Annotated in this window: 22 protein-coding genes; 10 read left to right on the forward strand and 12 right to left on the reverse strand. The window is 68.6% G+C overall.

The window, feature by feature from the left end:
- Positions 1–207 precede the first annotated feature (207 nt).
- The 3 genes from OKW78_RS08910 to OKW78_RS08920 all read left to right on the forward strand — a co-directional run bounded on the left by OKW78_RS08910 (position 208) and on the right by OKW78_RS08920 (position 3,187).
- Positions 208–879 (forward strand): 2,5-diamino-6-(ribosylamino)-4(3H)-pyrimidinone 5'-phosphate reductase, encoded by a 672-nt coding sequence (locus tag OKW78_RS08910; RefSeq protein WP_281194833.1) that lies wholly within the window; start codon positions 208–210, stop codon positions 877–879.
- Positions 880–1,199: 320 nt separating this feature from the next.
- Complete coding sequence (locus OKW78_RS08915) at positions 1,200–1,685, forward strand: hypothetical protein (protein ID WP_281194834.1); 486 nt, start codon at positions 1,200–1,202, stop codon at positions 1,683–1,685.
- A gap of 578 nt (positions 1,686–2,263) precedes the next feature.
- Entirely contained in the window at positions 2,264–3,187 is a 924-nt protein-coding gene (locus tag OKW78_RS08920; protein ID WP_122105314.1) for a coiled-coil protein, read from the forward strand.
- 78 nt (positions 3,188–3,265) lie between these two features.
- Here OKW78_RS08920 and OKW78_RS08925 read toward each other — a convergent pair whose 3' ends face one another.
- The 6 genes from OKW78_RS08925 to OKW78_RS08950 all read right to left on the reverse strand — a co-directional run bounded on the left by OKW78_RS08925 (position 3,266) and on the right by OKW78_RS08950 (position 7,835).
- On the reverse strand, positions 3,266–3,994 hold the full coding sequence (locus tag OKW78_RS08925; protein ID WP_281194835.1) for a 3-oxoacyl-ACP reductase family protein: 729 nt from the start codon (positions 3,992–3,994) through the stop codon (positions 3,266–3,268).
- 112 nt (positions 3,995–4,106) lie between these two features.
- Positions 4,107–4,913 carry a class I SAM-dependent methyltransferase gene (locus OKW78_RS08930; protein WP_281194836.1) on the reverse strand — a complete coding sequence of 269 codons (807 nt, stop codon included), beginning with the start codon at positions 4,911–4,913 and terminating at the stop codon, positions 4,107–4,109.
- Positions 4,914–4,982: 69 nt separating this feature from the next.
- A complete protein-coding gene (locus OKW78_RS08935) occupies positions 4,983–5,429 on the reverse strand; it encodes a hypothetical protein (RefSeq protein ID WP_281194837.1) in 447 nt (148 codons plus the stop codon).
- 60 nt (positions 5,430–5,489) lie between these two features.
- Positions 5,490–6,365, reverse strand: coding sequence for a deoxyribonuclease IV (locus OKW78_RS08940; RefSeq protein WP_281194838.1), 876 nt, complete (start codon positions 6,363–6,365; stop codon positions 5,490–5,492).
- Positions 6,366–6,448: 83 nt separating this feature from the next.
- Positions 6,449–7,291: a biotin/lipoate A/B protein ligase family protein gene (locus OKW78_RS08945; protein ID WP_281194839.1), complete on the reverse strand. Its 843-nt coding sequence runs from the start codon at positions 7,289–7,291 to the stop codon at positions 6,449–6,451.
- Positions 7,292–7,349: 58 nt separating this feature from the next.
- Positions 7,350–7,835 (reverse strand): hypothetical protein, encoded by a 486-nt coding sequence (locus tag OKW78_RS08950; protein ID WP_281194840.1) that lies wholly within the window; start codon positions 7,833–7,835, stop codon positions 7,350–7,352.
- Positions 7,836–8,126: 291 nt separating this feature from the next.
- Between OKW78_RS08950 and OKW78_RS08955 the strand changes: the two genes are divergently transcribed.
- The 3 genes from OKW78_RS08955 to OKW78_RS08965 are packed head-to-tail and all read left to right on the forward strand — an operon-like array spanning position 8,127 to position 10,405.
- The gene (locus OKW78_RS08955) at positions 8,127–8,297 is read left to right on the forward strand and encodes a hypothetical protein (RefSeq protein WP_281194841.1); all 171 of its coding nucleotides are present in this window, start codon (positions 8,127–8,129) and stop codon (positions 8,295–8,297) included.
- 6 nt (positions 8,298–8,303) lie between these two features.
- Positions 8,304–10,022, forward strand: a complete 1,719-nt coding sequence (locus tag OKW78_RS08960; RefSeq protein WP_281194842.1) for a GMC oxidoreductase — start codon at positions 8,304–8,306, stop codon at positions 10,020–10,022.
- Entirely contained in the window at positions 10,019–10,405 is a 387-nt protein-coding gene (locus OKW78_RS08965; RefSeq protein ID WP_281194843.1) for a hypothetical protein, read from the forward strand. The genes OKW78_RS08960 and OKW78_RS08965 overlap by 4 nt, the downstream gene beginning before the upstream one ends.
- 83 nt (positions 10,406–10,488) lie before the next feature.
- Here OKW78_RS08965 and OKW78_RS08970 read toward each other — a convergent pair whose 3' ends face one another.
- The 3 genes from OKW78_RS08970 to OKW78_RS08980 all read right to left on the reverse strand — a co-directional run bounded on the left by OKW78_RS08970 (position 10,489) and on the right by OKW78_RS08980 (position 12,657).
- On the reverse strand, positions 10,489–11,175 hold the full coding sequence (locus tag OKW78_RS08970) for a VOC family protein (protein WP_281194844.1): 687 nt from the start codon (positions 11,173–11,175) through the stop codon (positions 10,489–10,491).
- A 121-nt stretch (positions 11,176–11,296) separates the two neighbouring features.
- Positions 11,297–12,238, reverse strand: coding sequence for a hypothetical protein (locus tag OKW78_RS08975; RefSeq protein ID WP_281194845.1), 942 nt, complete (start codon positions 12,236–12,238; stop codon positions 11,297–11,299).
- Between the two features lie 110 nt (positions 12,239–12,348).
- Positions 12,349–12,657: a hypothetical protein gene (locus tag OKW78_RS08980; protein ID WP_281194846.1), complete on the reverse strand. Its 309-nt coding sequence runs from the start codon at positions 12,655–12,657 to the stop codon at positions 12,349–12,351.
- A gap of 236 nt (positions 12,658–12,893) precedes the next feature.
- On the opposite strand from OKW78_RS08980, the gene OKW78_RS08985 reads away from it, so the two are divergent.
- From OKW78_RS08985 to OKW78_RS08995, 3 genes are all read left to right on the forward strand, one after another.
- Positions 12,894–13,790 (forward strand): hypothetical protein, encoded by an 897-nt coding sequence (locus tag OKW78_RS08985; RefSeq protein WP_281194847.1) that lies wholly within the window; start codon positions 12,894–12,896, stop codon positions 13,788–13,790.
- A gap of 407 nt (positions 13,791–14,197) precedes the next feature.
- Positions 14,198–15,112: a serine/threonine-protein kinase RIO2 gene (locus OKW78_RS08990; RefSeq protein ID WP_281194848.1), complete on the forward strand. Its 915-nt coding sequence runs from the start codon at positions 14,198–14,200 to the stop codon at positions 15,110–15,112.
- A 153-nt stretch (positions 15,113–15,265) separates the two neighbouring features.
- Complete coding sequence (locus OKW78_RS08995) at positions 15,266–15,754, forward strand: HPP family protein (RefSeq protein WP_281194849.1); 489 nt, start codon at positions 15,266–15,268, stop codon at positions 15,752–15,754.
- A 29-nt stretch (positions 15,755–15,783) separates the two neighbouring features.
- On the opposite strand, the gene OKW78_RS09000 is transcribed toward OKW78_RS08995, so the two are convergent.
- Positions 15,784–16,872 (reverse strand): TrmB family transcriptional regulator sugar-binding domain-containing protein, encoded by a 1,089-nt coding sequence (locus tag OKW78_RS09000; RefSeq protein WP_281194850.1) that lies wholly within the window; start codon positions 16,870–16,872, stop codon positions 15,784–15,786.
- A 66-nt stretch (positions 16,873–16,938) separates the two neighbouring features.
- The gene (locus OKW78_RS09005; protein ID WP_281194851.1) at positions 16,939–19,128 is read right to left on the reverse strand and encodes an alpha-amylase family glycosyl hydrolase; all 2,190 of its coding nucleotides are present in this window, start codon (positions 19,126–19,128) and stop codon (positions 16,939–16,941) included.
- A 103-nt stretch (positions 19,129–19,231) separates the two neighbouring features.
- On the opposite strand from OKW78_RS09005, the gene OKW78_RS09010 reads away from it, so the two are divergent.
- Positions 19,232–21,367, forward strand: coding sequence for a glycoside hydrolase family 15 protein (locus tag OKW78_RS09010; RefSeq protein ID WP_281194852.1), 2,136 nt, complete (start codon positions 19,232–19,234; stop codon positions 21,365–21,367).
- Between the two features lie 9 nt (positions 21,368–21,376).
- Here the strand turns inward: OKW78_RS09010 and OKW78_RS09015 are convergent, their stop codons facing one another.
- Positions 21,377–22,531 carry a pyridoxal phosphate-dependent aminotransferase gene (locus tag OKW78_RS09015; RefSeq protein ID WP_281194853.1) on the reverse strand — a complete coding sequence of 385 codons (1,155 nt, stop codon included), beginning with the start codon at positions 22,529–22,531 and terminating at the stop codon, positions 21,377–21,379.
- Positions 22,532–22,539 lie beyond the last annotated feature (8 nt).

Here is a 22,539-nt window from a genome sequence, read left to right on the forward strand (position 1 = left end):
CGCCCCCCCCCCCCCCCCCCGCCGAGGCTGGGGAGGCGTGAGGTGCGGGGCTGGGTGGGACTCAAAGGGGCAGCCGGGAGGCGGACGCAGGCGGTGGTCTCCGAAATCAAATCATCGACAGCCGGATTCCGGAGGTTCCGAACGTTTTCCATCGCTCCGACGTACGGGGACCGAAACGACCATTCGACGCCCGCACCACCCTCGCGTATGTACGTCGTCGTCAACGCGGCACAGAGCGTCGACGGGAAGCTCTCGACGCGCCGCCGCGAGCAGCTCCGGATCTCGGGCGAGGAGGATTTCGATCGCGTCGATCGGATCCGGGCGGCCGCCGACGCGGTCCTCGTCGGCGTCGGGACCGTCCTCGCCGACGACCCACACCTCACGCTCGACGAGGAGGCGCGCCGCGTCGAACGGCTCCGGAACGGTCGACCGGGCGACCCCGCGCGCGTCGTCGTCGACTCCACGGGACGGACGCCGACCGACGCGCGGATCCTCGACGACGCCGCGACCACCTATCTGCTCGTGTCGGCGGCGACGACGCCCGAGCGCCGGGAGGAACTGGCCGAGGCGGGCGCGGAGGTGATCGTCGCCGGCGAGGAACGCGTCGACCTCGTCGACGGCACGAGCGCGCTGGCCGCGGCGGGCGTCGACCGGCTGATGGTCGAGGGCGGCGGCGAGGTGATCTACTCGTGTTTCGCGGCCGGGATCGTCGACGAGCTCCAGGTGTACGTCGGGTCGCTCGTCGTGGGCGGACGCGACGCGCCGACGCTGGCCGACGGCGAGGGCTTCGTGGAGGCGTTCCCTCGGCTCGAGCTGACCGGGGTCGAGCGGCTCGACGACGGGGCCGTCCTCTCGTACGACGTCGACGGGAGAGCGTGAACGGGAGCGGGCGCAACCATACCTGAAGCGACCGGAATGACGGCGGGAGCGGACCCGTCCGACCACATGACGCCACTCACGGCGTATGGAGAGTGTCATCGGATAGTTCATGAGCCGTTTGTTTTCACCCCGTTCCGTCCGAGTCATCTGGTAGATCGGTAGTGCGAATTGACCGCTGAGAGTCCTCCCAGTTTCTGATGCTGTTTGGAGTGCCGTGCAAGATGTAGGGCACATCCCGTGCAGGAATAGAGTTCAAAAAGTGGATAGCTTCCGTCCCACCGTACTGCATTTATTGTTGATCGCGGCATAAACTGAACATTATGTACCGTCGCAAGGCATTGGGTATCTTGGCTAGCATTGGTGGTACAGGGCTGGCTGGATGTCTGAACGAAGAGGGCGAAGATCCGACCGATCCAAAAGAGGGAGAGGTCGGAATCGAGATCGTCGGGCCCACGAGTATCACAGCTGACTCGGGAGGAGCCGGCTCCCAGCAATCGACCGAGCACAATATCACCATCAACATTTATTTGGGCGGAATGCCCGATTCCGATTCGCTAGATATCTCCGCTCAGTGGCTTCTCGAACAGTCGGACGGAGAACTGGGGGTCGTGGACACGTGGTCAGAGACGTTGAGCGAGGATACAGGATTCAGCACGGACATCGACTTCGTTCAAGCCACGTTCACGACGGATGTGTCGCTCGTTCGGACGACCGATTCCCTGCAGATGCGGTTCAACGTGGAAGTCGTCGCCGACGGTGAGACGTTCGAGAACTCACGTAATGGATCGTTGGTCCTACCTGACTAAAATTGACATCCTCTTGCTTGAGAATCCCCTTGATTCTTATACGGGTCACTTAGTAGCTGATAGATTGATCAGGATCGCTCGCGGGATGTCGTCCTCTGTGTCGGTTGATCAAATGAACTTCAGTTGCACTCCTTGTCCGTGCGAGATACGCGCGCTGTATCTTGCACGACGATTCAAACATCATCTGAAACTGGTAGGACTTACAGCGGTTAATTCGTAGCCTGTCTTGAGCATCCGCGAGTGAAACGAGCGGTTCACCGACGGAGCCGTCGGAGACGGCGAAGTCGGCTTTTTCCCTCCAAGGTTTTCGAGGAGCGGTTCCCGAAGCGAACGCAGTGAGCGAGGGAACCCGACGAGAAAAGGTGGACCCTCAAGATCGGGCGGTACACGGTCCGTGCTACCGACTTTCACACGAATTCACCGAAGTATTTATATGTCACCCTACGGTACGTAGAGGTACCAGAACGCCTCCGGCGCTGGTAGGATCGCACGCTGAAATGAACGGGAGTTCTTATCAACGGCCCCACGCACGACGGCGAGCGGCCGCCACATCCGGAGCGGTGATGGAGAGATAAAAAATGGTAACGAAAGACGAAGTCATCGAACAGTACGACATCGAGCCGATGAACGACGCGGACAACGTGGACCTTTCTGAAGACGACCTGGAGAACGGGTCGAAAGGACAGCTCATCAAACGCGCCGGTCAGCTGCGGGACCGACGCAACGAGCTGAACCAGATGGCCTCCGAGCGCGCCTCCAAGCGCGACGATCTCAACGCCAAGACGCGCGAGAAGGTCGACGAGGCCCAGGAACACCGCGAGAAGCGCGACGAGCTCAACGAGCAGGTCCAGGAACACAAGGACAAGCGTAACGAGCTCAACGCCGAGGCCAACGAACTGTTCGACGAGGTCGAGGAGCTCAAAGGGGACATGGAGCTCGGCTCCGGCAAGTCCATCGAGGAGCTCAAAGAGGAGATCGAGGACCTCGAGTTCCGCCAGCAGACCGAGGTGCTCGACGCGGAGGACGAACGCGAGCTCATCGAGAAGATCGACGACAAACGCGAGAAGCTCGCCGAGAAGAAGGAGAAGGTCGACGACACCAGCGAGCTCGACGACCTCGTCGAGGAGGCCGAGGAGGTCCGCTCGGAGGCGTCGAAACACCACCAGAAGGTGACGGAGCTCGCGGACAAGGCCCAGGAGCACCACAACGACATGATCGAGGCCTACCGCGAGGCCGACGACATCCGTGACGAGGCCGACGAGATGCACGAACTCTTCGTCGAGGCCCAGGAGGCGGCCGACCGCCACCACGAGGACTTCGTCCGCGTCCAGAAGCGCCTGCGCGAGCTCGACAAGAAGGAGGAGGAGGAGCGCAAGGACGAGCGCGCCGAGAAGCGCGAGGAGGAGAAGGAGGAAGCCGAGGAGATCTACCAGAAGTTCAAGGAGGGCGAGACCCTCGACACCGAGGACCTGATGAAGCTCCAGAAGACGGGGCTTCTCTAGATACGACCGGTTTCTCCGAAGCGGTTTTTGCGGTTTTCGGATACGACTGACGGCTAGCGCCGCGGCCGTCTTCTCAGATCAGCGCATCAACTCGCCGCCGTTCACGTTCAGCGTCTCGCCGGTGACAAACCCCGCGTCCCGGAGATAGGCGGCCGCCTCGGCGATGTCCGCGGGCTGGCCGTAGCGGTCGACCGGGATCGCCGCCAGCTGTTCGCGCTCCTCCTCGGGCGTCCGGTCGCCGGTCATGTCCGTCTCGACGTGGCCGGGCGCGACCGCGTTCACCCGCACGTCCGGCGCGAAGTCGCCGGCGTGGCTGCGGGTGAGGGAGAGCAGCGCTCCCTTCGAGGCGGCGTAGTGACACTCGATCGGCGCGCCCGTGTGCGCGAGGATGGAGGAGACGTTCGTCACCGACGGGTCGTCCGCGGACTCCCGGAGGAACGGGAGCGCCGCCTTCGTCACGTTGAACGCGGAGTTGACGTTCACGTCCATGACCCGGTCGAAGTCGTCGGGATCGAGCTCTGCGGTGTACACGTGCTGGTCGATCCCGGCGTTGTTGACGACGTGGTCGACGCCGCCGAACGCGTCCGCGGCGGTCTCGACCAGCCGCGCGGCGTCCTCGGGATCGGAGACATCCGCTCCGACGACGACCGCCTCCCGACCCAGATCTCGGATCTCGGCCGCGACCGACTCGGCCGCGTCCTCGCTCGTGTGGTAGTTGACGGCGACGTCGTATCCGTCCTCGGCGAACCGAAGCGCTATCGCCCGACCGATCCCTCGCGACGACCCCGTCACGACTGCGGCTGGCATGTCTCTCCGGTCCGGCCCGACCGACTTCGTCCTTCCGGACCCGGCGAAGGAGGGACGGAGGGAAAGAGGACGGGAGAAAAGAGGACGAAGGGGAAGGCGGGCGAACGGCGCTTCAGGGAACCCGACCCACCGTCACCTCGAAGGGGACGAGCTCGACGCGCTCGTACTCGCGCTCGCGCATCGCCGCGACCACCTCCCGCCCCATCTCGCGCCAGCGACGGCGAAGGTCGTCGTACGCCGGCGGCGACAAGGTAGCCCGGAGTTCCTCGCGGTGGTCCGCGAGCCCCGCGCCCGACGCCTTCCGGGCGGCCGATTCGAGGGCGGGCTCCGCGTACGGCGGGGCCGTCCGCTTCTCGTGGAGGTATCGCCGCGTCCGAACGTCGACGAGCCCGGCGTCCGCGAAGATCGACTCGACGCGGTCGCCGAGGGCCACGTCGGTACCCACGCCCGCGAGGTACGCCTCCCGCGCCTCGCGCTCGAGGTCGGCCTCCCGCTCGACCGTCGAGGAGACGGCAACGTCGGCGTTGTTCGGCTCTACAGCCGCGACGAGATCCGAGGAGACCCGCACGAGTTCCCGCACCGCCCGCGCCGGCTCCGGCAGGTTGATCAGGAGCGCCTGACAGGCGGCCAGGTCGACGGCGTCGTCCCGGAAGGGGAGCCGGGTCGCGTCGCCGGCGGCGTAGGACGCTGTCGTTCCCTCGCGGGCGACGTCGAGCAGAGTCGTGTCCGCGTCGACGCCGATCACGGTCGCGTCCGGGCCGGCCTCCTCGGCGAGCACGCGGGTGAACTCGCCCGTGCCGCAGCCGACGTCGAGGACGCGCTCGCGGTCGGGTAGCGAGCAGTCGGCGAGCGCCTCGCGCCCGTCGGCCCACATCCCCTCGCGGGTGTGCTCGAGGTAGTCGGCGGAGAACCGTCTCACGTCGCCCCGTTCGCGGCGACGGGGATTAAGCGGCGGGATCGGAGACGAAGCGACGGGGGCGGAGCCGGCTCACCCGTCCGATCGGGTCCCGACGAGGTCGGCGACCAGCGCCGCGGTGACGCCCGCACAGAAGCCGACGAACGCGCTCGCGACGCTGCCGACCAGAAACGAGCCCGTGAGTTCGACGACCCACGCGCCGCCGGCGACCCCCGGCGCTCCGATCGCGCTCGCAACCGCGAGAAACGATCCGAGGACGGCGACCGGGACGACCCCGACCGCCAGACAGGCCGGTCCGCCGCAGCGGGCGTACGCGCCGACGGCGGCGATCGGTGCGGGCGCGTACACCAGCAACACCGGAAGCGTCCGCGACGAGAGGGTCGCCACCGGTCCGAGATCGACCGCGCTCGCGACAAAGGTCGCCGCCGCCACCGCCCCGACGGCGACGGAGAATCCGACCACGAGCCCGATCGCTCGCTCGCGCCGACGGCCGAACAGCAGCGCTTCCGTGGTCGTCATGGGTCACGTTCACACGCCGGGAGAACTTAAAAACGCGTCAGACGGGCGTCCCTCGCGTCCTCACTCGTGACGAAGCTCCCGGACGCGTTCGATGTTCCACGCGAAGCTCTTGCCGTCCTCCGTCGGCGTCTCCAACACGAACGGGACCTCCGCGAGGTCGGAGTGGTTGATCACCCGCTCCATCCCTTCCTCGCCGATGAGCCCCTCGCCGACGTGGGCGTGTTCGTCCTTGTGGGTGCCGCAGGCGTGTTTCGAGTCGTTGAGGTGGATACACTGCAGGTGCTCGAGGCCCACCACGTCGTCGAACTCCGCGACAGTCTCGTCGACGGCCTCGGCCGTCGAGAGGTCGTAGCCCGCCGCGAACGCGTGGGCGGTGTCGATACAGACGTCGATATCGGTCTCCGTCCGGTCGATGACGCCCGCGAGGTGTTCGAACTCGCCGCCGAGCTTCGTGCCCGCGCCCGCGTCGCTCTCGACGAGGATCGTCACGCCCTCCGGAACGTCGACGTCGTCGATGACGCTCGCCGCGTTGTCGAGGCCGCCCTCGACGCCCGCGCCGGTGTGGGCCCCGAGGTGGACGTTCACGTACGGGATCCCCAGCGCGTCGGCGGCGTCGACTTCCCGTTGCATCGACTCGAGAGACTTCTCGCGAAGCCCCTCCTTGGGCGTACAGAGGTTCACGAGGTAGGAGGTGTGGATCACCCACGGGCCGTCGAGGTCGCGCTCCGTGTACTCGCGGAACTGTGCGGTCTCCTCCTCGTCGAGGTTCGGGTCCTCCCACACCTGCGGGGAGTGGGTGAAGATCTGTCCGCAGTTGCCGCCGAACTGGGTCTGTCTGAACACGGCGTTCGCGATGTTTCCGTGCGGGGGCGTCTCGGGATCGTTCGACGCTCTCGACGTGGAGATGGAGACGTGCGCGCCGACTTTCAGGCTCATACTCGTCGTAGACGGGGGAGGGGAAAAGCCGCTTCGGAAGGCGTCGGTTTCGCCGCGCGGCGAGGCCAGGCGGGACGAACTCTCTACTCCCGGTCGCCCGGACGGGACCGGACCCAGTCGTCGTCCCGGTACTTCTCCCGGACGAGTTCGCGCGCGCGCTCTAGTTCGTCGTCGGTCCACGATCCGTCACGGTCGAACGATCCGGTCCCATCCGAACCGATCCCCGCCTCGACCCACACCGCGAGCGACTCCTCGACCGCCGCGACCGCGTCCGCGCGATCGACGTCGGCCAACTCGTCCATCCCGACGACGCGGTCGCGGAACGTCTCCGCGTCCACCGGCGGGTCGGCGAACGCGGCGAGATGGCTCTCAGCGTCGACAGAAAAGGAGAGCGAGCCGTGCTGGACGACCGCGTCGCGGGTGCGGTACTGCGCGTTGCCGGCGACCTTCCGTCCCGCGGCCACCACGTCGTGGGCCGGGTGTAGCTCGCGGAGGTAACACGCGGGGTGATACAGCTCCGGAACCGCCTCCTCGACGTAGTCGGCGTCGATCCCGAGCCGGGAGAATGCGTCGAGGACCGGCTCACACAGCAGGTGATAAGCGTCGAGGAGCTTCCCGGGGACGTCCTCGGCGGGCACGGCGATCGAGTACGCGACGTCGCCGTACGAGTCGTGGCGGATCCCGCCGCCGCCGGTCCGTCTGCGGGTGACGTCGACGCCCGCTTGCTCGCAGGCCTCCCAGTCGACCGTCTCCGGCCTCTGTCCGTACCCGAGCGTGAGAGAGCTCGGGCCCCAGCGGTAGGTCCGAACCGTGGCGAGTCCCTCCGCGCTCGCGGTCTCGGCCGCGACCTCGTCGAGCGCCATCTGCATCGGCCCCGGTCGGTCCTCCTCGCGGATCAGTCGCCAGTCACCCTCCGGCGCGGTCATGCTCTCCCGTCGGCGCGGCGATCCGAAAGCGGTTGCGTTCGCGGTCGGCCGAGCGGATTCAGTGACCGTCGTCCCCCGTGTCGACCGTCGTCTCCTCGTACTCGATGCCGGCCTCGTCGAGATACGACCGCAGCGTGTCCATGCCGCGGTCGAAGTCGAAGCCGACGCCGTCGATGTGGTCGTTCCCGTTCTCGGTCGGCTCGAGCTCCCAGTGGCCGTGGAGCTCGATGCTCCCTTCGTCGCCACGCCAGCCGCGGAGGTGCGTCTGCCACCAGCGGTAGGTCGTCCCGTCGACCGTCCGTTCCTCGTACACGACGCGTGCGAGGTTCAGGATCTCGCCGCGCTCGTAGTAGGAGAACTCCCAGTTTGGCGCGAAGCTGTGCTCGCCGAGGTCGCGTTCGAGCTCCGCGACGGTCCGCTCGACGACGAGGTACTCCCCGGACGGCCGCGACGCCGTGAACAGCGCCTTCCGCAGCTGCCGATAGGCGTTCCGGACGGCGTCGAACGGGACCTGGACGACGTCCCAGAGGTTGACTCCCGGCATCTACCCGACGGCGAAGGACGCGGACGTGGTCGGAGCCGAGACGAACGGCGTGCGGTTCGTGGACTCGCCGGTCGATCGTCGTATGTGCATAGGTGACGATCGTCACCGAATTATTTAATTCTGGATGTCGTTCGAGATCGCCCGTTACCGATTCACCGGGCGGAGGCGGAGTCTCGGGCGCTCCAGTATCCATCCGTGGACCGATCGACTCGCCCGATCGGGACCGGCCACCCGCGTCGATCCCCCGCTCCCCGTCCAAACGTTTAATCCTTGTCCGTGTGACATGATGCCATGATCGCTGCTCGGCGGCCGAACGGTTCACGCACGGGGGCAACGCTCCGGGACCGGACGAACGACACGAACGGGTCCAACGCGAAAGCCAGGACCGAGGCGGCGACCGGGCCCAGCGCGGCGGCCGGAACCGACGCGACCGCCGAACCCGGTACGCTCGATCCGGGGTGAGCGTGGATGGTCGCCGAGAGCTACGACGCGGTGGTGGTGGGAGCGGGCGGTGACGGCCCCGTGACGGCCTGGAAGCTCGCGGAGGCGGGCCTCTCCGTGTTGGTTCTGGAGGCGGGGCCGTTCCACGGCAACGAGCAGTGGCCCAACCCCCACGAGGAGCCGGGCGGGGAGGCCTCCTCGAGCGTCGACGACCTCAGCGGCGACCTCCTCGACGACCAGTTCACCAGCCGCGAGTTCGAGATGCTCAACGAGCTACTCTTCGGACCGGCCGACCACGAACGGGGGCTCTGGTTCCGGAAGTTCCCGGGCGACGGCGCGATCCTCCAGTGTGCCGGCGTCGGCGGCACCACCCTCCACTACCTCGGAAACCACCCGCGCGCGTATCCGGCCTCGATCGACGAGCAGGGCCACTGGCCGATCGAGTACGCCGACCTTCTTCCCTACTACCGGGAGGTCGAGGAGATGTGCGAGGTCGCACCCGCCCCGTTCACCGCGAAAGAGGAGCTGTTCGCCCGCGGGGCGGAGGCGGCTGGGTGGGACCTCCTGGAGGGATTGAACGTCACGGAGCCGGGATATCGGCCCCAGCCGAACGCGATCAGACAGCCCGACGGGAGACTCCACGTGGACGCCGACTACGACGGCGAGTTCACCTACCCCGACGTCGAGGGCGACACCCTCGCGCTCGGCAACATCACGGGGAACCCCCATCCGCGGGGCGCGCCCTTCGAGGAGAAGGCGAAACGGGCGAGCAACGTGAGTTTCGTCCCACCGGCGCTGCGCACCGACAACGTCACGATCCGTCCGAACGCCTTCGTCACCGACGTGCTGACGGAGACGGCGCTCGGGGACACGCCCGCGGCGACCGGCGTCGAGTTCCGCGACACGTGGTCGGGGACGACCGACCGGGTGAACGCCGAGGTGGTGGTGCTGGCAGCGGGGGCGATCGAGACGCCCCGGCTCTGGCTCAACGCCGACCTCCCCGACAACGACTGGGTCGGCCGGGGCATGACCATCCACTTCCCCGACAGCGTGATGGGACTGTGGGACGCCGACGACCTCGAGGACACGATCGGCAAGGGAACGGTCGATCAGCACCACGGCCAGGACAGCGCGGTCCGGTTCGATTACCCCGGCGTCGGCATGTTCCAGCCGATCACGGCCGCCCCCGGGATCGCCGCGTTCCTCGGGTTCGGCGCGAGCGCGTCCGGGTTCGCCTTCCGCAGCGATCCCGCGGACGCGCGGTGGGACACGACGGGACGGCTGGTCGGGACGGAGCTCAAGCGACTGCTCGCGGGGTACCGCCGGCTGCTCCCGCTTTTCGTCCTCACCGACGATCGGCCGCACAAGCGCAACGGCGTCTCGGTCGCCCCGGGGGTCGCGGACGAACACGGGCCCGTCGCACAGGTCAACTTCGAGCCGAGCGAGGGCGACCGGCGGCGGCGGGACGAGCTGGCGGAGGTCGCGGCCGAAGTCCTTCGGGAGGCGGGCGCGTCCCACGTCCACCGTTCGGACTCCCCGCCGACAGCGATCCACATCCACAGCACGATGCGGATGGGGAAGGTGGTCGACGAGGCGTGTGAGGCGTACGACGTCGACCGGCTGTTCGTCGCCGACCACTCCGCGCTCGCGAACGGCATCGGGGGACCGAACCCGACGAACACGGGCCAGGCGCTGGCGGCCCGGACGGGCGAGAAGATCGTCGAGCGACACTTCCAAACGCCATGATCGATCCCGATCGGACGCGGTACACGCCGCACGCGCTCGTGGCGACGATGGTGTTCGAGTTCATGCACGTGGCCGACGAGCTGGCGGGGAACTGGGCCCCATTCGACCCGATAAACGCTCCGCCGGTGGCGACGATCGGGATGGGAGCGTTCACGCTCGTCGGCGCCGTCGGGCTGTGGTCGGTCTCCACCGACCGACCCTGGGGATACGGACTCGCGGCCGCATTCGGCCTCTTCTTCCTGCTCGCGGAGGTCTGGCATCTCGTGGATCCGGCGCACATGACCCCCTTCCGGTGGGGAGTCGTCCTCCTCGCACAGCTCTCGGGCACGGTCGTGGTGGTCCTCGGCGTGACCGGCCTCCGGACACACGAGCCGTGGCGATAGCGACGATCGCGGCGTCGCGTTCGAGGAGGACGCGTATTCCGGGGAGACGCTCAGACGGGGAAACGCTCACTTGGAGAAAACGCTCACTCGGGGAAGACCGCGTCGGGTTCCTCGATCGACCCGAGATTCGCCGCGACCTCGAGGATCACGCCGCCGAGCGCCTCCCGCATGTCGAGATACCAGAACTCCAGCCCGTCGAAGACGCCGCTCTGGACGATCGGGACCCCCGCGTCCTCGTATCCCCGGACGACAGCGTGGGGGTCGTCGTAGGCGAAACAGCCGACGTGGTGGATCCCCTCGCCACGCTCGGCGAGGTGCGTCGTGTACGTGCTCGGCCCCCGTAGCGGCTCGATCAACTCCACGTTCACGCCCGGGATCCCGGGAGTCGGAAGCGACGGGGAGGGAGACCCTCGCGAGCGAACCACTCCATCGCCCGGCCCACCCCCCGACGAGGACCCGAGCCCGAGCCGGTCGCGGACCGACGTGAACCACCCGAGGAGTCGCTTGACCGTGCTCCCACTGGCGACGGCCGTCGTCGCGTCCACCGGTCCCTTGACGTCCGTCATCGCCACCCGCATCGAGTACTCGACGGGCTCGCCACGATAGGTCGTGTCCGTCAACCGCGGCGGCTCGTAGCGGTACACCAGCCACGGCTCGACGCCGAGGAGGTCCCCGAACCGGCGCATGCTCTCCTCGAGGTCCTCGACGACGAACGCGACGTGTGAGACCTCCGGCAGCGGCGTCTCGATCCCCGGGTTCGGGTCGGTCACGGCCACCACCGGTCGCCAGCCACGCCGACCGCCCACCTACCGATCGTCCGCCCGCCGACCGTCGATCCCTCGGTCCCCCCGTGCCCGTGGAGCCGGCGTCGATGCGGCACGAGCATCCGAGTCATCCCTCCTTCGGCCCGTCCTTCGCGTTCATGACGTAGTAGAGACAGAGCCGGTCCTCGGTTGCCGTGTCCTCGGCGTGGAGATGACCCACCGATCCGTCGCCGGGCGAGGGAAGCAGCCGGAGCTCGTTCTGACAGTACTTGCCGACCATGAACTCGTCCGTCACCTGGCGGATCTCGTCGTGCCAGTTCGAGAAATCGAACATCTGCATCTGTTCCTCCTCGAAGTCGAGCCGGACGTCACCCCCGGCCGTGTCCAGCACCTCGTAGCGACCGTCGACGCCGTGTTCGGTGGTCTCGAACTCGAACTCGAAGTGCGGGGCCGACAGTCCGGCGTTCGAGACGAGCCGAACGTCCCACCACCCCTCGAGCGCGTCGGGCTCGGGGACCGTCCCCTCCTCCCAGAGCGCCGCGTGGTCCGCCGGCGCGAGGAAGTCGAAGTCGTACCGCCGGGTCAACCCGAACGTCAGGACGCGGATCCCGTACGGAAAGCGGCCGACGAACGCCTTGCCGACCGCGAGGTCCTCGGTGACCGGAAGCAGGAGGTCGTAGAACGGGCGGTACTGGAGGTCGGTGTAGGTGAGCAACCCGTACGGCCGCCCCTCGTGTTCCACCTCCCGGATCCGGTTGTGACCCGTGACGACGCCGTCGGCGTCGGTCGTCTCGCCGACGTAGGAGCCTCCCTCGGTCCGGAACCGCTTGTGGAACCCGGCGGGCAACGGGAGGAACCGGTTCGCGGCGCTGACGACGTGATCTGACGGGAAGAAGCCGCGCCAGTGCTCGTCGATGCGGACCTCCCGATCGGGGACGTGTATCCGTCGTCCCCCCTCGTTGACCAGCGTCTCCAGCGGGAGGGGATCCGCCGTTCGAAACACCGCCTCGATCGTTTCGCGGGTGCTGTTCCTCGGATCGTCGGTGAACGCCTCGGTGTGTTCGTTCATGTCGTCTCACTCCCGTGAACGAGTCCGTCACCCGGCCCGGACGGCTGCCCGCCGCCGCGGAGTTCGAGCCGGCGGAAGGCGCACCCGTCGCGAGCGTCGGATCGGCGGCCTCAGTCGCGACAGAGTTCGAGCCCAAGCTTCATCCAGAGCGGATAGGCGGCGAACATGACGACGGCGAGAACGTCCGTCCCCGGTTGCCTGGTCACCTCCGTGTCGAGTCCCGAGTTCAGCATCCACTCGGGACCGTCCTCGTCGGTGAACCACCACGGGAGGACGTCGAGATACAGCAGCGTGCTCGCGGTGAGAAACGCGATCACGACGCCCGCCGCCAGCCGCGCGCGACGGACCGGCGATCCGACGTAGCGGTCGAGCAGGACGCCGATTCCCACCAGAGCAGGGGGATCTAACAGAAAGCTCATTGTCAATTGACACCTCTTCGCATACACGTGTTGATTCGGAGCTCATATAGATTTCGGCGGATTCCGGCGTCGTCCGTCGAGATCGCGTTCGCCGCGGTCCGGTCGACGTGCTCACGGTCGGCACGATCGCGGTCGACGTGCTCGCGGTCTCCACGTTCCGTCGACGATCCGCAGGATCGTTGACCAGAGGATGTCATCGGGACAAGATTTTTGCACTCGGTCGTTCGATCCCGACCATGGTAACTAGTCGCATTGGGGCGTGGCTGACGGCCGCACGGCGAAGTCTGACGTCCGCCGTGGGGTTACTCCTCGAGTTCGTGGGGATCGGTCCGGACGTCGACCCGCACACGCGGGTGACGTTTCGGGCCATCACCGACGCGGTCGTCCCCGAGACGCCGGCGCTCGCGGAGGAGTTCGGCCCGGAACACGTCCCCGGCGGGCTCGCGATCGATCTCGACGAGTTCGCGATCACCTACGTGGACGACGGGTTCCAGTTCGGGCTTCCCCATCTCGGACCCCAGGGAAACATCCCGATCGCGGACCCGATCGCTCACACCCTCGACGCGGCGGCGCTGACGCTTCTGGAGCGCGGCGACAACGAGAGCGATCCGAGCGTCGATCGGGCGCTGTCGCTGCTCGGGTCCGACGACCCGTCGCCGGCGACGGTGGAGGACGCGGTCGGTCCGTTCGCGAAGCTGTCTCGGCGCGACCGATTGCGGGCCATCGGCATCCTCGACGAGTTCGACGTCGAGTTCTCCCCGACCGACGACGACCTGTTCGAGCTCGACGCCGGCCTCGTCGGCCAACTGGTCATCGGCTTCGTGGAGATGATCTACTACAGCGAGTGGCAGGGATACGACGAGTTCACCCAGCCCCCGAGCCGACGCGAACACCCGAACGACCCGGCCGCGGTCCAGAGCTGGCGACAGACCGGCTTCCCGGGGTTCGCGGACGGCTACGCCGCGCTCCGTGGCTACGTCGGGACGGTTGACGGCCCGCTGGGCGACGGCGACACGTGGACGACGATAGACGAAGCGGCCGGGACACGGATCCTCCGCGAGTCGGGATCGTTCCGCGAGAACGAGTACGACACGAGCGGCTACGAGGAGCCGTTCCCCGTGGAGTCGGAGTGACACGATGGTCGCCGAGAGCGTCGATCGGGAAACCGGCCACGGCAGCCGTGACCCCCGGACTCACGCTCGTTCAGAGACTCGTCTCGACGGCGGAACTTCTGCTTCGATCCTGAGGTGACGTCCGCGAGGCCGGGCACGTGACACAGCCGTGTATCGCGGGAAAGACGCCGGTACCGAGACCGTCCGTGCGGGATCGCCGTACGGACACGTCAGCGTCGATATCGCCGGTTCCGACGACACACCACGAGGTGTCGGTGCCGCCACCGACGGGGCCGACTTCGATCAACCCGAAACTGGCGCATCCGACGAATGGGATGAACGAATGGTTTTGATATCGCAGTATGAGATTTATCACGGGCAGCCGACGAACGCGGGTGGCTTTTACGAATCCCCGGAGTAGGGCCCGTATGGTACGCAACGTCGCCGGCGACATGGCGGAGCTGGACCCCGAGGACTTCTATCTCCTCTCGGGAGTCGAGCAGGGGATGCGCTTCTCCGAGTGGGTGCGCCGCGACAAACTGCCCGACTACGCCGACCTGACGGCCGAGGAGATAGAGTATCGGATCGACCGGTGTCTCGACCGCGAGCTGATAGAACGGAAGACGATCCAGTACGAGGGGTACCAGCTCACCTTCGAGGGGTACGACGCGCTCGCGCTGCGGACGTTCTCCGAGCGCGGAACGATAGACGGCGTCGGCTCCCCGCTCGGGCTCGGCAAGGAGGGCGACGTCTACGAGGTCCAGTCGTTCAAGCCGCTCGCGTTGAAGTACCACCGCGAGGGGTACACCAACTTCCGGGCGGTCAACCGCGAGCGCGAGTACACCGCCGACCGCGACCACGTCTCCTGGATGTACACCGCGCGCAAGGCGGCCGAGCGCGAGTACGGGGCGATGGAGGCGCTGTATCCCGACGTGTCGGTCCCGCGCCCGGTCGATCACAACCGCCACGCCATCGTGATGGACAAGTTCGCGGGCGTCGAACTCGCCCGTGCCAAGCTCGAGCCCGAGCAGGCGGCCGGCGTCCTCGACCTGATCTACCGCGAACTGATGACCACCCACGAGCTCGGCTGGGTCCACGCCGACATGTCCGAACACAACGTCGCGATCTCCGAGGACGGGGTCACCGTGTTCGACTGGCCGCAGGCGGTCCCGACGGACCACGAGAACGCCCGGGAGTTCCTCGAACGCGACGTGGCCAACCTGTTGAGATACTTCGGCCGGAAGTACCCTCACGAGATCGACCGTGAGACCGATACCGCCGGGATCGCCGCCGCGATCGCCGACGGTTCCTTCGAGACGGTTCGGGCGTTCGGCAAGCAATAAATCAGATACCGCGATATGAAATCTCTATCAGCGCCGTGATCCGTCGAACCGCTCGTCGCACTGCTCGTCACCCGTCGTGGCCCCGTGTCGCGACCCCGTCGTCCGCCACGAGCGCGTCGTAACGCCTACCACCCGCGGCCACGAGGATCGAGTATGAACGCACGCGACCTGATGGTCGAGGACGTGAAGACGGTCCCCGACGACGCCGACGTGAGCGACGTCTTCCACAAGTTCGCCCGCAACTCCTTCTCGGGATTCCCGGTGGTCGACGACGGTCGGGTCGTCGGCGTGGTCACGGAGTCGGACCTCGTCGACCTGTTCGAGCCGGAGGAGGAGACGCTGTGGATCCCGATCGGGCTCCCCCCGTTCGTCGACACGCTCACGTATCAAGTGAAGCCGCCCTGGGGCGACCTCGATCTGGGGATCGACCTCGTTCGCAACGCCGACCGACCCATCACCGAGGTGATGACCGCCGACCCGGCGACGGTCGCTCCCGACGCCGACGTCGACGAAGTGCTCGAGCTGCTCTCCGGAGACGATCCGGACATCAACCGCCTACCCGTCGTCGACGACGACGGCACCCTCGTCGGGCTCATCGCCCGGCAGGACGTGATCCGCGCGTTCCGGGACCGGCGGATCTGAGCCGGCTGACCCGTCTCACCGGCCGGTCGTCACTCGGCCTCCAGGCGGGTGAGTTCCGCTTCCACGTCCTCGACGAACGCATCACGACCTCCCACCGAGACCACCCCGTCCTCCGTCTCGACGGTGAGCGAGTTCTCGACGGGGAACTCGTTGTTCGTCGGCTCGACCATCGCCTGTTTGACCGAGCGGACGCGACCGGTCACCTCCACCGGTTCGGCCCCCTCGTCTATCCGTCTCCCGGCGACCGTCGCTCGGATCGTCCGCCCGGCCCGAAGGTGAAGCGTGGCCTCGAACACGACCTGCCTGAAGTCGTCGTACTCGACCGGGAGCGGAGCCGGCTCCGCACGCGCAACCTCGGCGGCGGCGGGCCAGTAGTTGCCCATGAACGCGCCGACGATGACGGGCGCGAGCTGCGCCTGCGCGAAGACGATCGCCTGCCGGTCGGAGTCCGACCGGCGCAACAGCTCCGGCGGCGCGACGAGCCCCCGCGCCGAGTCGACGGTGAGCATCGTCGGCATCGCCTCGCCCCAGGTCCGGACGACGCTCGCGAGCGCCTCGAGGTCCATCGGATCGGCGCCCTCCGCGTCCCCGAGCACGTCGCGGACCTCCGCGGCGTCCTCGACGTCGGTGACGACGAGAAGCACGAGGACGCCGCGATCGAGCGCGGCCGCCAGCGCGTCCCGGACCGTGGCGAGGTGCTTCACGGGGATCGAGAGCGTCAGCTCCGCGTCGGCATCCTCGAGAAGCGATCGGATCCGCTTGATCACGGTGACGCGGGATTTGACCACCTCGAACTGCTCCGCCTCCCGTTCCGCCCGCGAGTAGCGCTCCTCGAGTCCGGGTCGGATCGCGTCCGCGTCGGACCGGAGCCGCTCTATCACCTCCTCGGGAGGGTTCGCGCGGACCGTCGTCGGCACCGCGTGGTCGTGGACCTCGACGAACCCGCGGTCCGCGAGCGACTCGCTCACGCTGTACACGTAGCGTTTCGAGACGCCCGCGGCGTCGGCGACGGTGCTGGCCTTCGCCTCGCCGTACCCGAGGAGAGTGAGGTACGTGTCGATCTCCTTTTCGGAGAGCCCGAACCGACCGAGGAGGTCCGTCAGCGTCCGGTCGTCCATACTCGAACGGGGAGGACGCCGCACTTATAGCGGTCGGTGGCGGTCGAGTCAGTCGACGTCACCCGGTCACGGTCCGCGTCGGCCGTCCCGCGCGAGGATCGCGACGCTCTCGACGACGACCTCCCCGTCGACCGGCTCGTCGGCGAACAGGTCCCGGTCGAACCGGTCCGGTACCTCGACGATCGCCGGCGCGTCCGCGAAGTTCACGACGACGAGCAGGCGGTCGTGGTCGGCGTCGACGGTGCCTTCCGTCCCACTCCCGCGCTCGCTGCCACGCCCACCCGTCCGCACGTACGCGGTGACTCGCTCTCCCTCACCCGACGCGACCTCGATCGCCTCGGATCCGGTCGCGAAGTCGACGTTCGGGGCACGGAGGGCCGGTTCGGCGTCCCGGAGCGCCGAGAGACGCCGGTGGAACTCGGTGAGCGCGTTGTCGCCGTCGTGCCAGCGGAACGGGCCGCGAGTCGTCTCGTTGCCCCGCTCCTGTCCCGCGTACACCATCGGCGCGCCGGGGAGCGTGAACGTCACCGCGGCGGCCGCGCGCAGCGCGGCCCGGCCGTGCGTCGCCAGATATCGGTCCTCGTCGTGGTTCTCGACGTAGCGCAGCTGGGCGCTCGGATCGTCGAACCCGAGCCGCGTCGTGTGCTCGAGCGCGTCCGCGATCGCGTCGGCCGGCTCCCTCCCCGCCCCGACCGCGTTCAACGCCCCGTACAGCGAGGTGTCGTAGTGGAGGTCGAACTCACCCTCGCCGTAGAAGGGGTCGTGCGGGAGCGTCTCGTCGAGCAACAGGAAGTCGTCGGGGACGCGGTCCGCGACCTCCTTCCAGAACCCGTGGGAGACGCCCCAGGCCACGTCCGCGCGGAACCCGTCGACGACGGTCGCCCACTCGTCGACGACCGAGAGCATCCATGCCCGGACGGCGGGGTCGTCGTAGTTCAGGTTCGGGATCCGCCCCCAGTCGAAGTGGTACTCCGGGACCCCGCCCGCGGGGAGTTCGGCCCAGTCGATCCCCGTCACGTCGACCGCGGCGTCGGCTCGCCGGTAGCGGTCGGTGTATTCGGGCACGCCGGCCGAGTGGAGCTGGAACGCCGGGTGGTCCCGGGAGGTGTGGTTGATCACGAGATCGAAGACGACCCGGATCCCGGCGTCATGGCAGGCGGCGACCAGCGACTCGAACGCCGCCCGCGACCCGAGGTCGGCGGCCGTCTCGAAGTAGTCCGTGACGTGGTAGCCGTGCTCGGTCGGCGAGGCGAGCACGGGGGTCAACCAGAGCGCGTCGACTGCGAGGCTCTCGAGATACGGGATCCGCCGTTCGATCTCCCGGAACGTCGTCGGGAGCGTGTCGCCCGCGAACGACCGGACGTACACCTCGTACACCGTCGGCGACTCCGCCCACGTCGGCCGGGCGTGCGGGTTCGTCGCCGCGAGTTCCTCGTCCGCACCGGCCTCGACTCGAATCGTCGCCATCGCCCCGCGCCGCTCGGCGTGCGGGACGGCGTGGATCCGGAGCCCGTCGTCGACCCCGTCCAGGTCCCGGAGCGGGACGGCGAGCGTGTGCCCGTTCGAGCGAGCCTCGATCCGATCGACGGCCTCGGGGTCGGCGTCCCGGTCGTCGACGAGGAACGCCACGTCGACGTCGGCGGGGTCCCTCTCCGAGTCCGGCGGGACGCCGACGTCGGCGGTCACGCTGAGGACCGGGGGCGCGTCACCGCTCCCGCCCTCCACCGACCAGTCGAGCGAGAGCCGGGGACGACCCGGTCCCTCGACCTCGTGGGCGACGTGGCGTTCGGTACTCCGGTCGTCGTTGGCGACGAAACCGACGCCGTGACGACCCGGCGGGAGGCGGGTCCGGTAGACCCACTCGTCGCCCTCGCGCGTCGGCCGATCGCGCGCGAGCAGTCGGTCGTTGTGCCGCCACAGAAGGGAGACCCGATCGACCGCGTCGTCCTCGATCGGGAGGTCGCCCGCGGGCACGCGGATCTCGGTCTCGCGTCGCTCGTCCGGGAACGCCCGCACGCGTTGGCGGTGTGACCCGTCAGGAGCGTCCAGCCGGAGGACGTAGGTTCCCGGCACGTCCGGACGGAGGTGAACGACCGGGTCGTCCGGCCGGCTCGTCTCGCCGGGCTCGAGGACGTCGCCGTCGGCGGGCGCGTCCAGTAGCGTCCACTCGTATCGTCCCGACGGGTCCGGGTCCCGCGGGGCCAACTCGACCGACCGCCCGACGCTCGTCGCTCGCGGCGGTCCGGGCTCGTGCATATCCCCATCCGGGACCGGACCCGCATGAGCGTTTCCACAATGAAAAATCGTGAATGAATAGTTCACCAAAGATTCATTCCCGGCGGGCACGTCCTCGCGACCAATGCAACTTCGCGACGCGCTCGACGACTACAAGCGAAACGCGGGCCACGACCGGCTCTTCGCGGGCGAGCGACGCACCGTGGCGGGTCGGTTCACGGGCGGCGACGGGCGGCTCCTCCACGTCGCCCCCGACGGTGGACTTCGAGACTTCGGCTATCCGCTTACCGGCACCAGCGGACTCTCTCGCTCACGGTTCGGACTGGCCGTCGACGGCGACGTGACCTGGTTCGATCCGTCCCGCTCCCGACAGCGCTACGTCGACGACACGCCGCTCGTCGAGACGGTCCACGAGACCGACCGGACGACCGTGCGCCGGTACGACCTCGCGATCGGCGCCGCCCACCTCACTCGCGCGACCGTCGAGCCCGATCCGGACGCCGACCGCGACGCGGACGACTTCACGTTCGTCGCGTACGCGGCCTTCGCGCCCGACGGGCGCGACGAACGCGTCGGACAGCTCCGCTACGACGACGCGGTCGAGGTGTACCACGCCGACGAACACGATTTCTTCGCGAGCGCGACCGGCCTCAGCGACCTGCGCGGGCAGCTTCCGCCCACGTTCCCCGAGGTGCTCGACGACGCGCCGATGGACCTCCCGCGCGACCGCGACGCCGCCCGCTACGACGAGGAGCGGCTCTCCGGCGAGGTCGTCGTCGAAGCCCCCTTCGAGAACGCCACGGCGACGCTCGGAACCCTCCTCACGGACCGCTCGGAGGCGACCCGCGAGGAGGCCCGGAGCCGCCTCTCGGAGCTGTTCGCGGAACTCGACTCCGCGGAGGCGCTGGCGGACGCCGCCGCCGGGACGACCCCGACGGTTCCCGCGTCGGTTCCCGAGCGGGAGTCGGTCGTCGCGGACCTGCGGGTGCTGTCGTTGTTGTCGGCGGAGACCGGCCTGCGGATCGCCGGGCCGGACTTCGACCCGCACTACCAGCACTCGGGCGGCTACGGCTACACCTGGTTCCGCGACGACGCCGAGATCTCGACGTTCCTCCTCGAGTCGGACGATCGGCTCGACCTCGGGCTCGCCGACTGGCACGCCCGATCCGCGCGGATGTACGTCGAGACCCAGCGTCCAGACGGGTCCTGGCCACATCGGGTCTGGCCGCGGAACGGCGCGCTCGCCCCCGGATGGGCGAACGCGCGCATCGAGGACGGCCCCGACGTGGACTACCAGGCCGACCAGACCGGCAGCGTGATCGCGTTCCTCGCTCGGGCACGGGGACGCGGCGTCGACGTCGACGGGCTCGGTTCGACCCTGGTCGACGCGCTCGCGAGCCTCGATTCGACCCTCGCGGAGGACGGCCGCCCCGTCGTCTGTCAGAACGCCTGGGAGGACTCCGTCGGCCGGTTCACGCACACCGCCGCGACGTTCCTCGAGGCGTACAGCGCGCTCGCGCGTCACGGCGAGGGGCTCGCCGACGACGGTGACGACGATCGCCCGGACGACGACGATTTCGGCGCCGATCCCGCCGATCACGCCCGCGAGCGGGCCCGGGAGGTGTACGACGCGCTCGACGACCTCTGGGTTCCGGACCGGGGCTGTTACGCGCTCCGCGAGACGGTTCACGGCGACGTCGACGACCGGCTCGACTCCGCGACGCTCGCGCTCGCGAGCGCACATCGCGCGTACGACGTGCTCGGGGACGCCGAGAACGATCCGTCGGCCGGAGGCGGCTCGACCGCGGGCGGCGCGGTCGACGACGAGCGGCTCGACCGTCTGGTCTCACACGTCGAGTGCGTCGTCGACGGGCTGGCTCGCGAGACGGACGACGTGTCCGGGCTGTTCCGCTACGAGGGCGACGGCTGGCGGCGCGCCGACCAGCCGGGCGAGAAGGTGTGGACGGTCTCGACCGCGTGGGGTGCGCACGCCTGCGCGGAGACGGCCGCCCTGCTCGCCGCCCGCGAGGACCCGCGGGCGGAGCGGTTCGCCCAGCGCGCCCGCGACCTGCTCGGGCTCGTCTCGCCGGACGGGTCGCTGTGTGAGTCGACCGGATACCTCCCCGAACAGTTCTTCGACGACGGAACCCCCGACAGCGCCACGCCGCTGGGGTGGCCCCACGCCATCAGGCTGGCGACGATCGGAGCGCTCGACGCGCACGGCCTGTTGACGGCCGAACCCGTGCCCGCCGACGACTGAGGAGCCGACTCAGTACTCCGCCAGCCCGGCCTCGATCCGGTCGAACCCCTCCTCGATCCGCTCGGTGGAGTTCGCGAACGAGAGTCGGAGGCGGCCGGGCGTCGAGTCGCCGAATCCGTCGCCGGGCGCGAGCACGACGCCGTGTTCCTTCAGCAGGTGTTTCGCGACGTCGATCGCGGGCTCGTCGAGGCCGGGGTCGAGGTAGGCGTAGAACGCGCCCTCCGGTCGGGGACACGAGAGCCCGTCGATCCCCGCGACGCGGTCGACCACGAGGTCCCGGCGCTCCCGAAAGGCGTCGTACATCTCCTCGTAGGGTTCCTGCGGGCCGGTGAGCGCGGCGATCGCCGCGTGCTGGGCGACGCTCGACGCGCAGGCGGTCGTCGACTCGTGGACCCGCACCACGTCGTCGATCACGTGGTCGTCGCCCGCGAGCCAGCCGAGCCGCCAGCCGGTCATGGCGTACCGCTTCGAGCAGGAACCGACCGTCAACACGTGGTCCGGGTGGCCCGTGTAGGCGGCGATCCCCTCGGCGGGGCCGTCGTAGGTGAGCCCGAGGTACACCTCGTCGGCGATCACGTAGGCGTCGTGGTCGGCGGCCGCCTCGACGACCGCCCGGCACTCCTCGGGGTCGAAGACGCGGCCGGTCGGGTTCGAGGGCGTCGTGAGCACGACCGCGGCGGTGTCGTCGCTCATCGCATCGACCACGCGGTCCGCGTCGAGGTCGAACCCCGTCTCCGCCGGCATGGAAACCTCCCGGAAGGTCCCGTCCGCGAGCCGCGCCTGCGTCGCGTAGTTGGGCCAGGTCGGGCCGGGGACGAGCAGCTCCTCGCCCGGCGAGACGGTGGCGAGCGTGGCCAGGTGGAGCGCCTCCATCCCGCCGACCGTGACGACGATCTCGTCCGGGTCGTGTTCGACGCCGTAGTCGCGCGAGAGCGTGTCGCTGATCGCGCGGCGGCACTCCCGTAGCCCGGCGTTGGAGGTGTAGTGGGTCGCGCCGCCGCGGGCGGCCTCGGCGGCCGCGTCGATCACGTGTTCGGGCGTGTCGAAGTCGGGCTCGCCGACCTCGAGCCGGACGAGGTCGCCGCCCTGTTCCTGTGCGAGGTCGTACATCACGCGGATGCTCGATCGGTCCGCGTCCCGGACGCGGTCGGTCGGCGTGGGCATACCGTCCC

It is taken from the genome of Halorubrum sp. F4 (assembly GCF_027257195.1).
Taxonomy (GTDB): Archaea; Halobacteriota; Halobacteria; order Halobacteriales; family Haloferacaceae; genus Halorubrum.

Bases quoted from the DNA above. Each gene is read 5' to 3' on its own strand.
- OKW78_RS08910 (WP_281194833.1), top strand. From the start codon at position 208: ATGTACGTCGTCGTCAACGCGGCACAGAGCGTCGACGGGAAGCTCTCG.
- OKW78_RS08915 (WP_281194834.1), top strand. From the start codon at position 1,200: ATGTACCGTCGCAAGGCATTGGGTATCTTGGCTAGCATTGGTGGTACA.
- OKW78_RS08920 (WP_122105314.1), top strand. From the start codon at position 2,264: ATGGTAACGAAAGACGAAGTCATCGAACAGTACGACATCGAGCCGATG.
- OKW78_RS08925 (WP_281194835.1), bottom strand. From the start codon at position 3,994: ATGCCAGCCGCAGTCGTGACGGGGTCGTCGCGAGGGATCGGTCGGGCG.
- OKW78_RS08935 (WP_281194837.1), bottom strand. From the start codon at position 5,429: ATGACGACCACGGAAGCGCTGCTGTTCGGCCGTCGGCGCGAGCGAGCG.
- OKW78_RS08940 (WP_281194838.1), bottom strand. From the start codon at position 6,365: ATGAGCCTGAAAGTCGGCGCGCACGTCTCCATCTCCACGTCGAGAGCG.
- OKW78_RS08945 (WP_281194839.1), bottom strand. From the start codon at position 7,291: ATGACCGCGCCGGAGGGTGACTGGCGACTGATCCGCGAGGAGGACCGA.
- OKW78_RS08950 (WP_281194840.1), bottom strand. From the start codon at position 7,835: ATGCCGGGAGTCAACCTCTGGGACGTCGTCCAGGTCCCGTTCGACGCC.
- OKW78_RS08955 (WP_281194841.1), top strand. From the start codon at position 8,127: ATGATCGCTGCTCGGCGGCCGAACGGTTCACGCACGGGGGCAACGCTC.
- OKW78_RS08960 (WP_281194842.1), top strand. From the start codon at position 8,304: ATGGTCGCCGAGAGCTACGACGCGGTGGTGGTGGGAGCGGGCGGTGAC.
- OKW78_RS08965 (WP_281194843.1), top strand. From the start codon at position 10,019: ATGATCGATCCCGATCGGACGCGGTACACGCCGCACGCGCTCGTGGCG.
- OKW78_RS08975 (WP_281194845.1), bottom strand. From the start codon at position 12,238: ATGAACGAACACACCGAGGCGTTCACCGACGATCCGAGGAACAGCACC.
- OKW78_RS08980 (WP_281194846.1), bottom strand. From the start codon at position 12,657: ATGAGCTTTCTGTTAGATCCCCCTGCTCTGGTGGGAATCGGCGTCCTG.
- OKW78_RS08985 (WP_281194847.1), top strand. From the start codon at position 12,894: ATGGTAACTAGTCGCATTGGGGCGTGGCTGACGGCCGCACGGCGAAGT.
- OKW78_RS08990 (WP_281194848.1), top strand. From the start codon at position 14,198: ATGGTACGCAACGTCGCCGGCGACATGGCGGAGCTGGACCCCGAGGAC.
- OKW78_RS08995 (WP_281194849.1), top strand. From the start codon at position 15,266: ATGAACGCACGCGACCTGATGGTCGAGGACGTGAAGACGGTCCCCGAC.
- OKW78_RS09000 (WP_281194850.1), bottom strand. From the start codon at position 16,872: ATGGACGACCGGACGCTGACGGACCTCCTCGGTCGGTTCGGGCTCTCC.
- OKW78_RS09005 (WP_281194851.1), bottom strand. From the start codon at position 19,128: ATGCACGAGCCCGGACCGCCGCGAGCGACGAGCGTCGGGCGGTCGGTC.
- OKW78_RS09010 (WP_281194852.1), top strand. From the start codon at position 19,232: ATGCAACTTCGCGACGCGCTCGACGACTACAAGCGAAACGCGGGCCAC.
- OKW78_RS09015 (WP_281194853.1), bottom strand. From the start codon at position 22,531: ATGCCCACGCCGACCGACCGCGTCCGGGACGCGGACCGATCGAGCATC.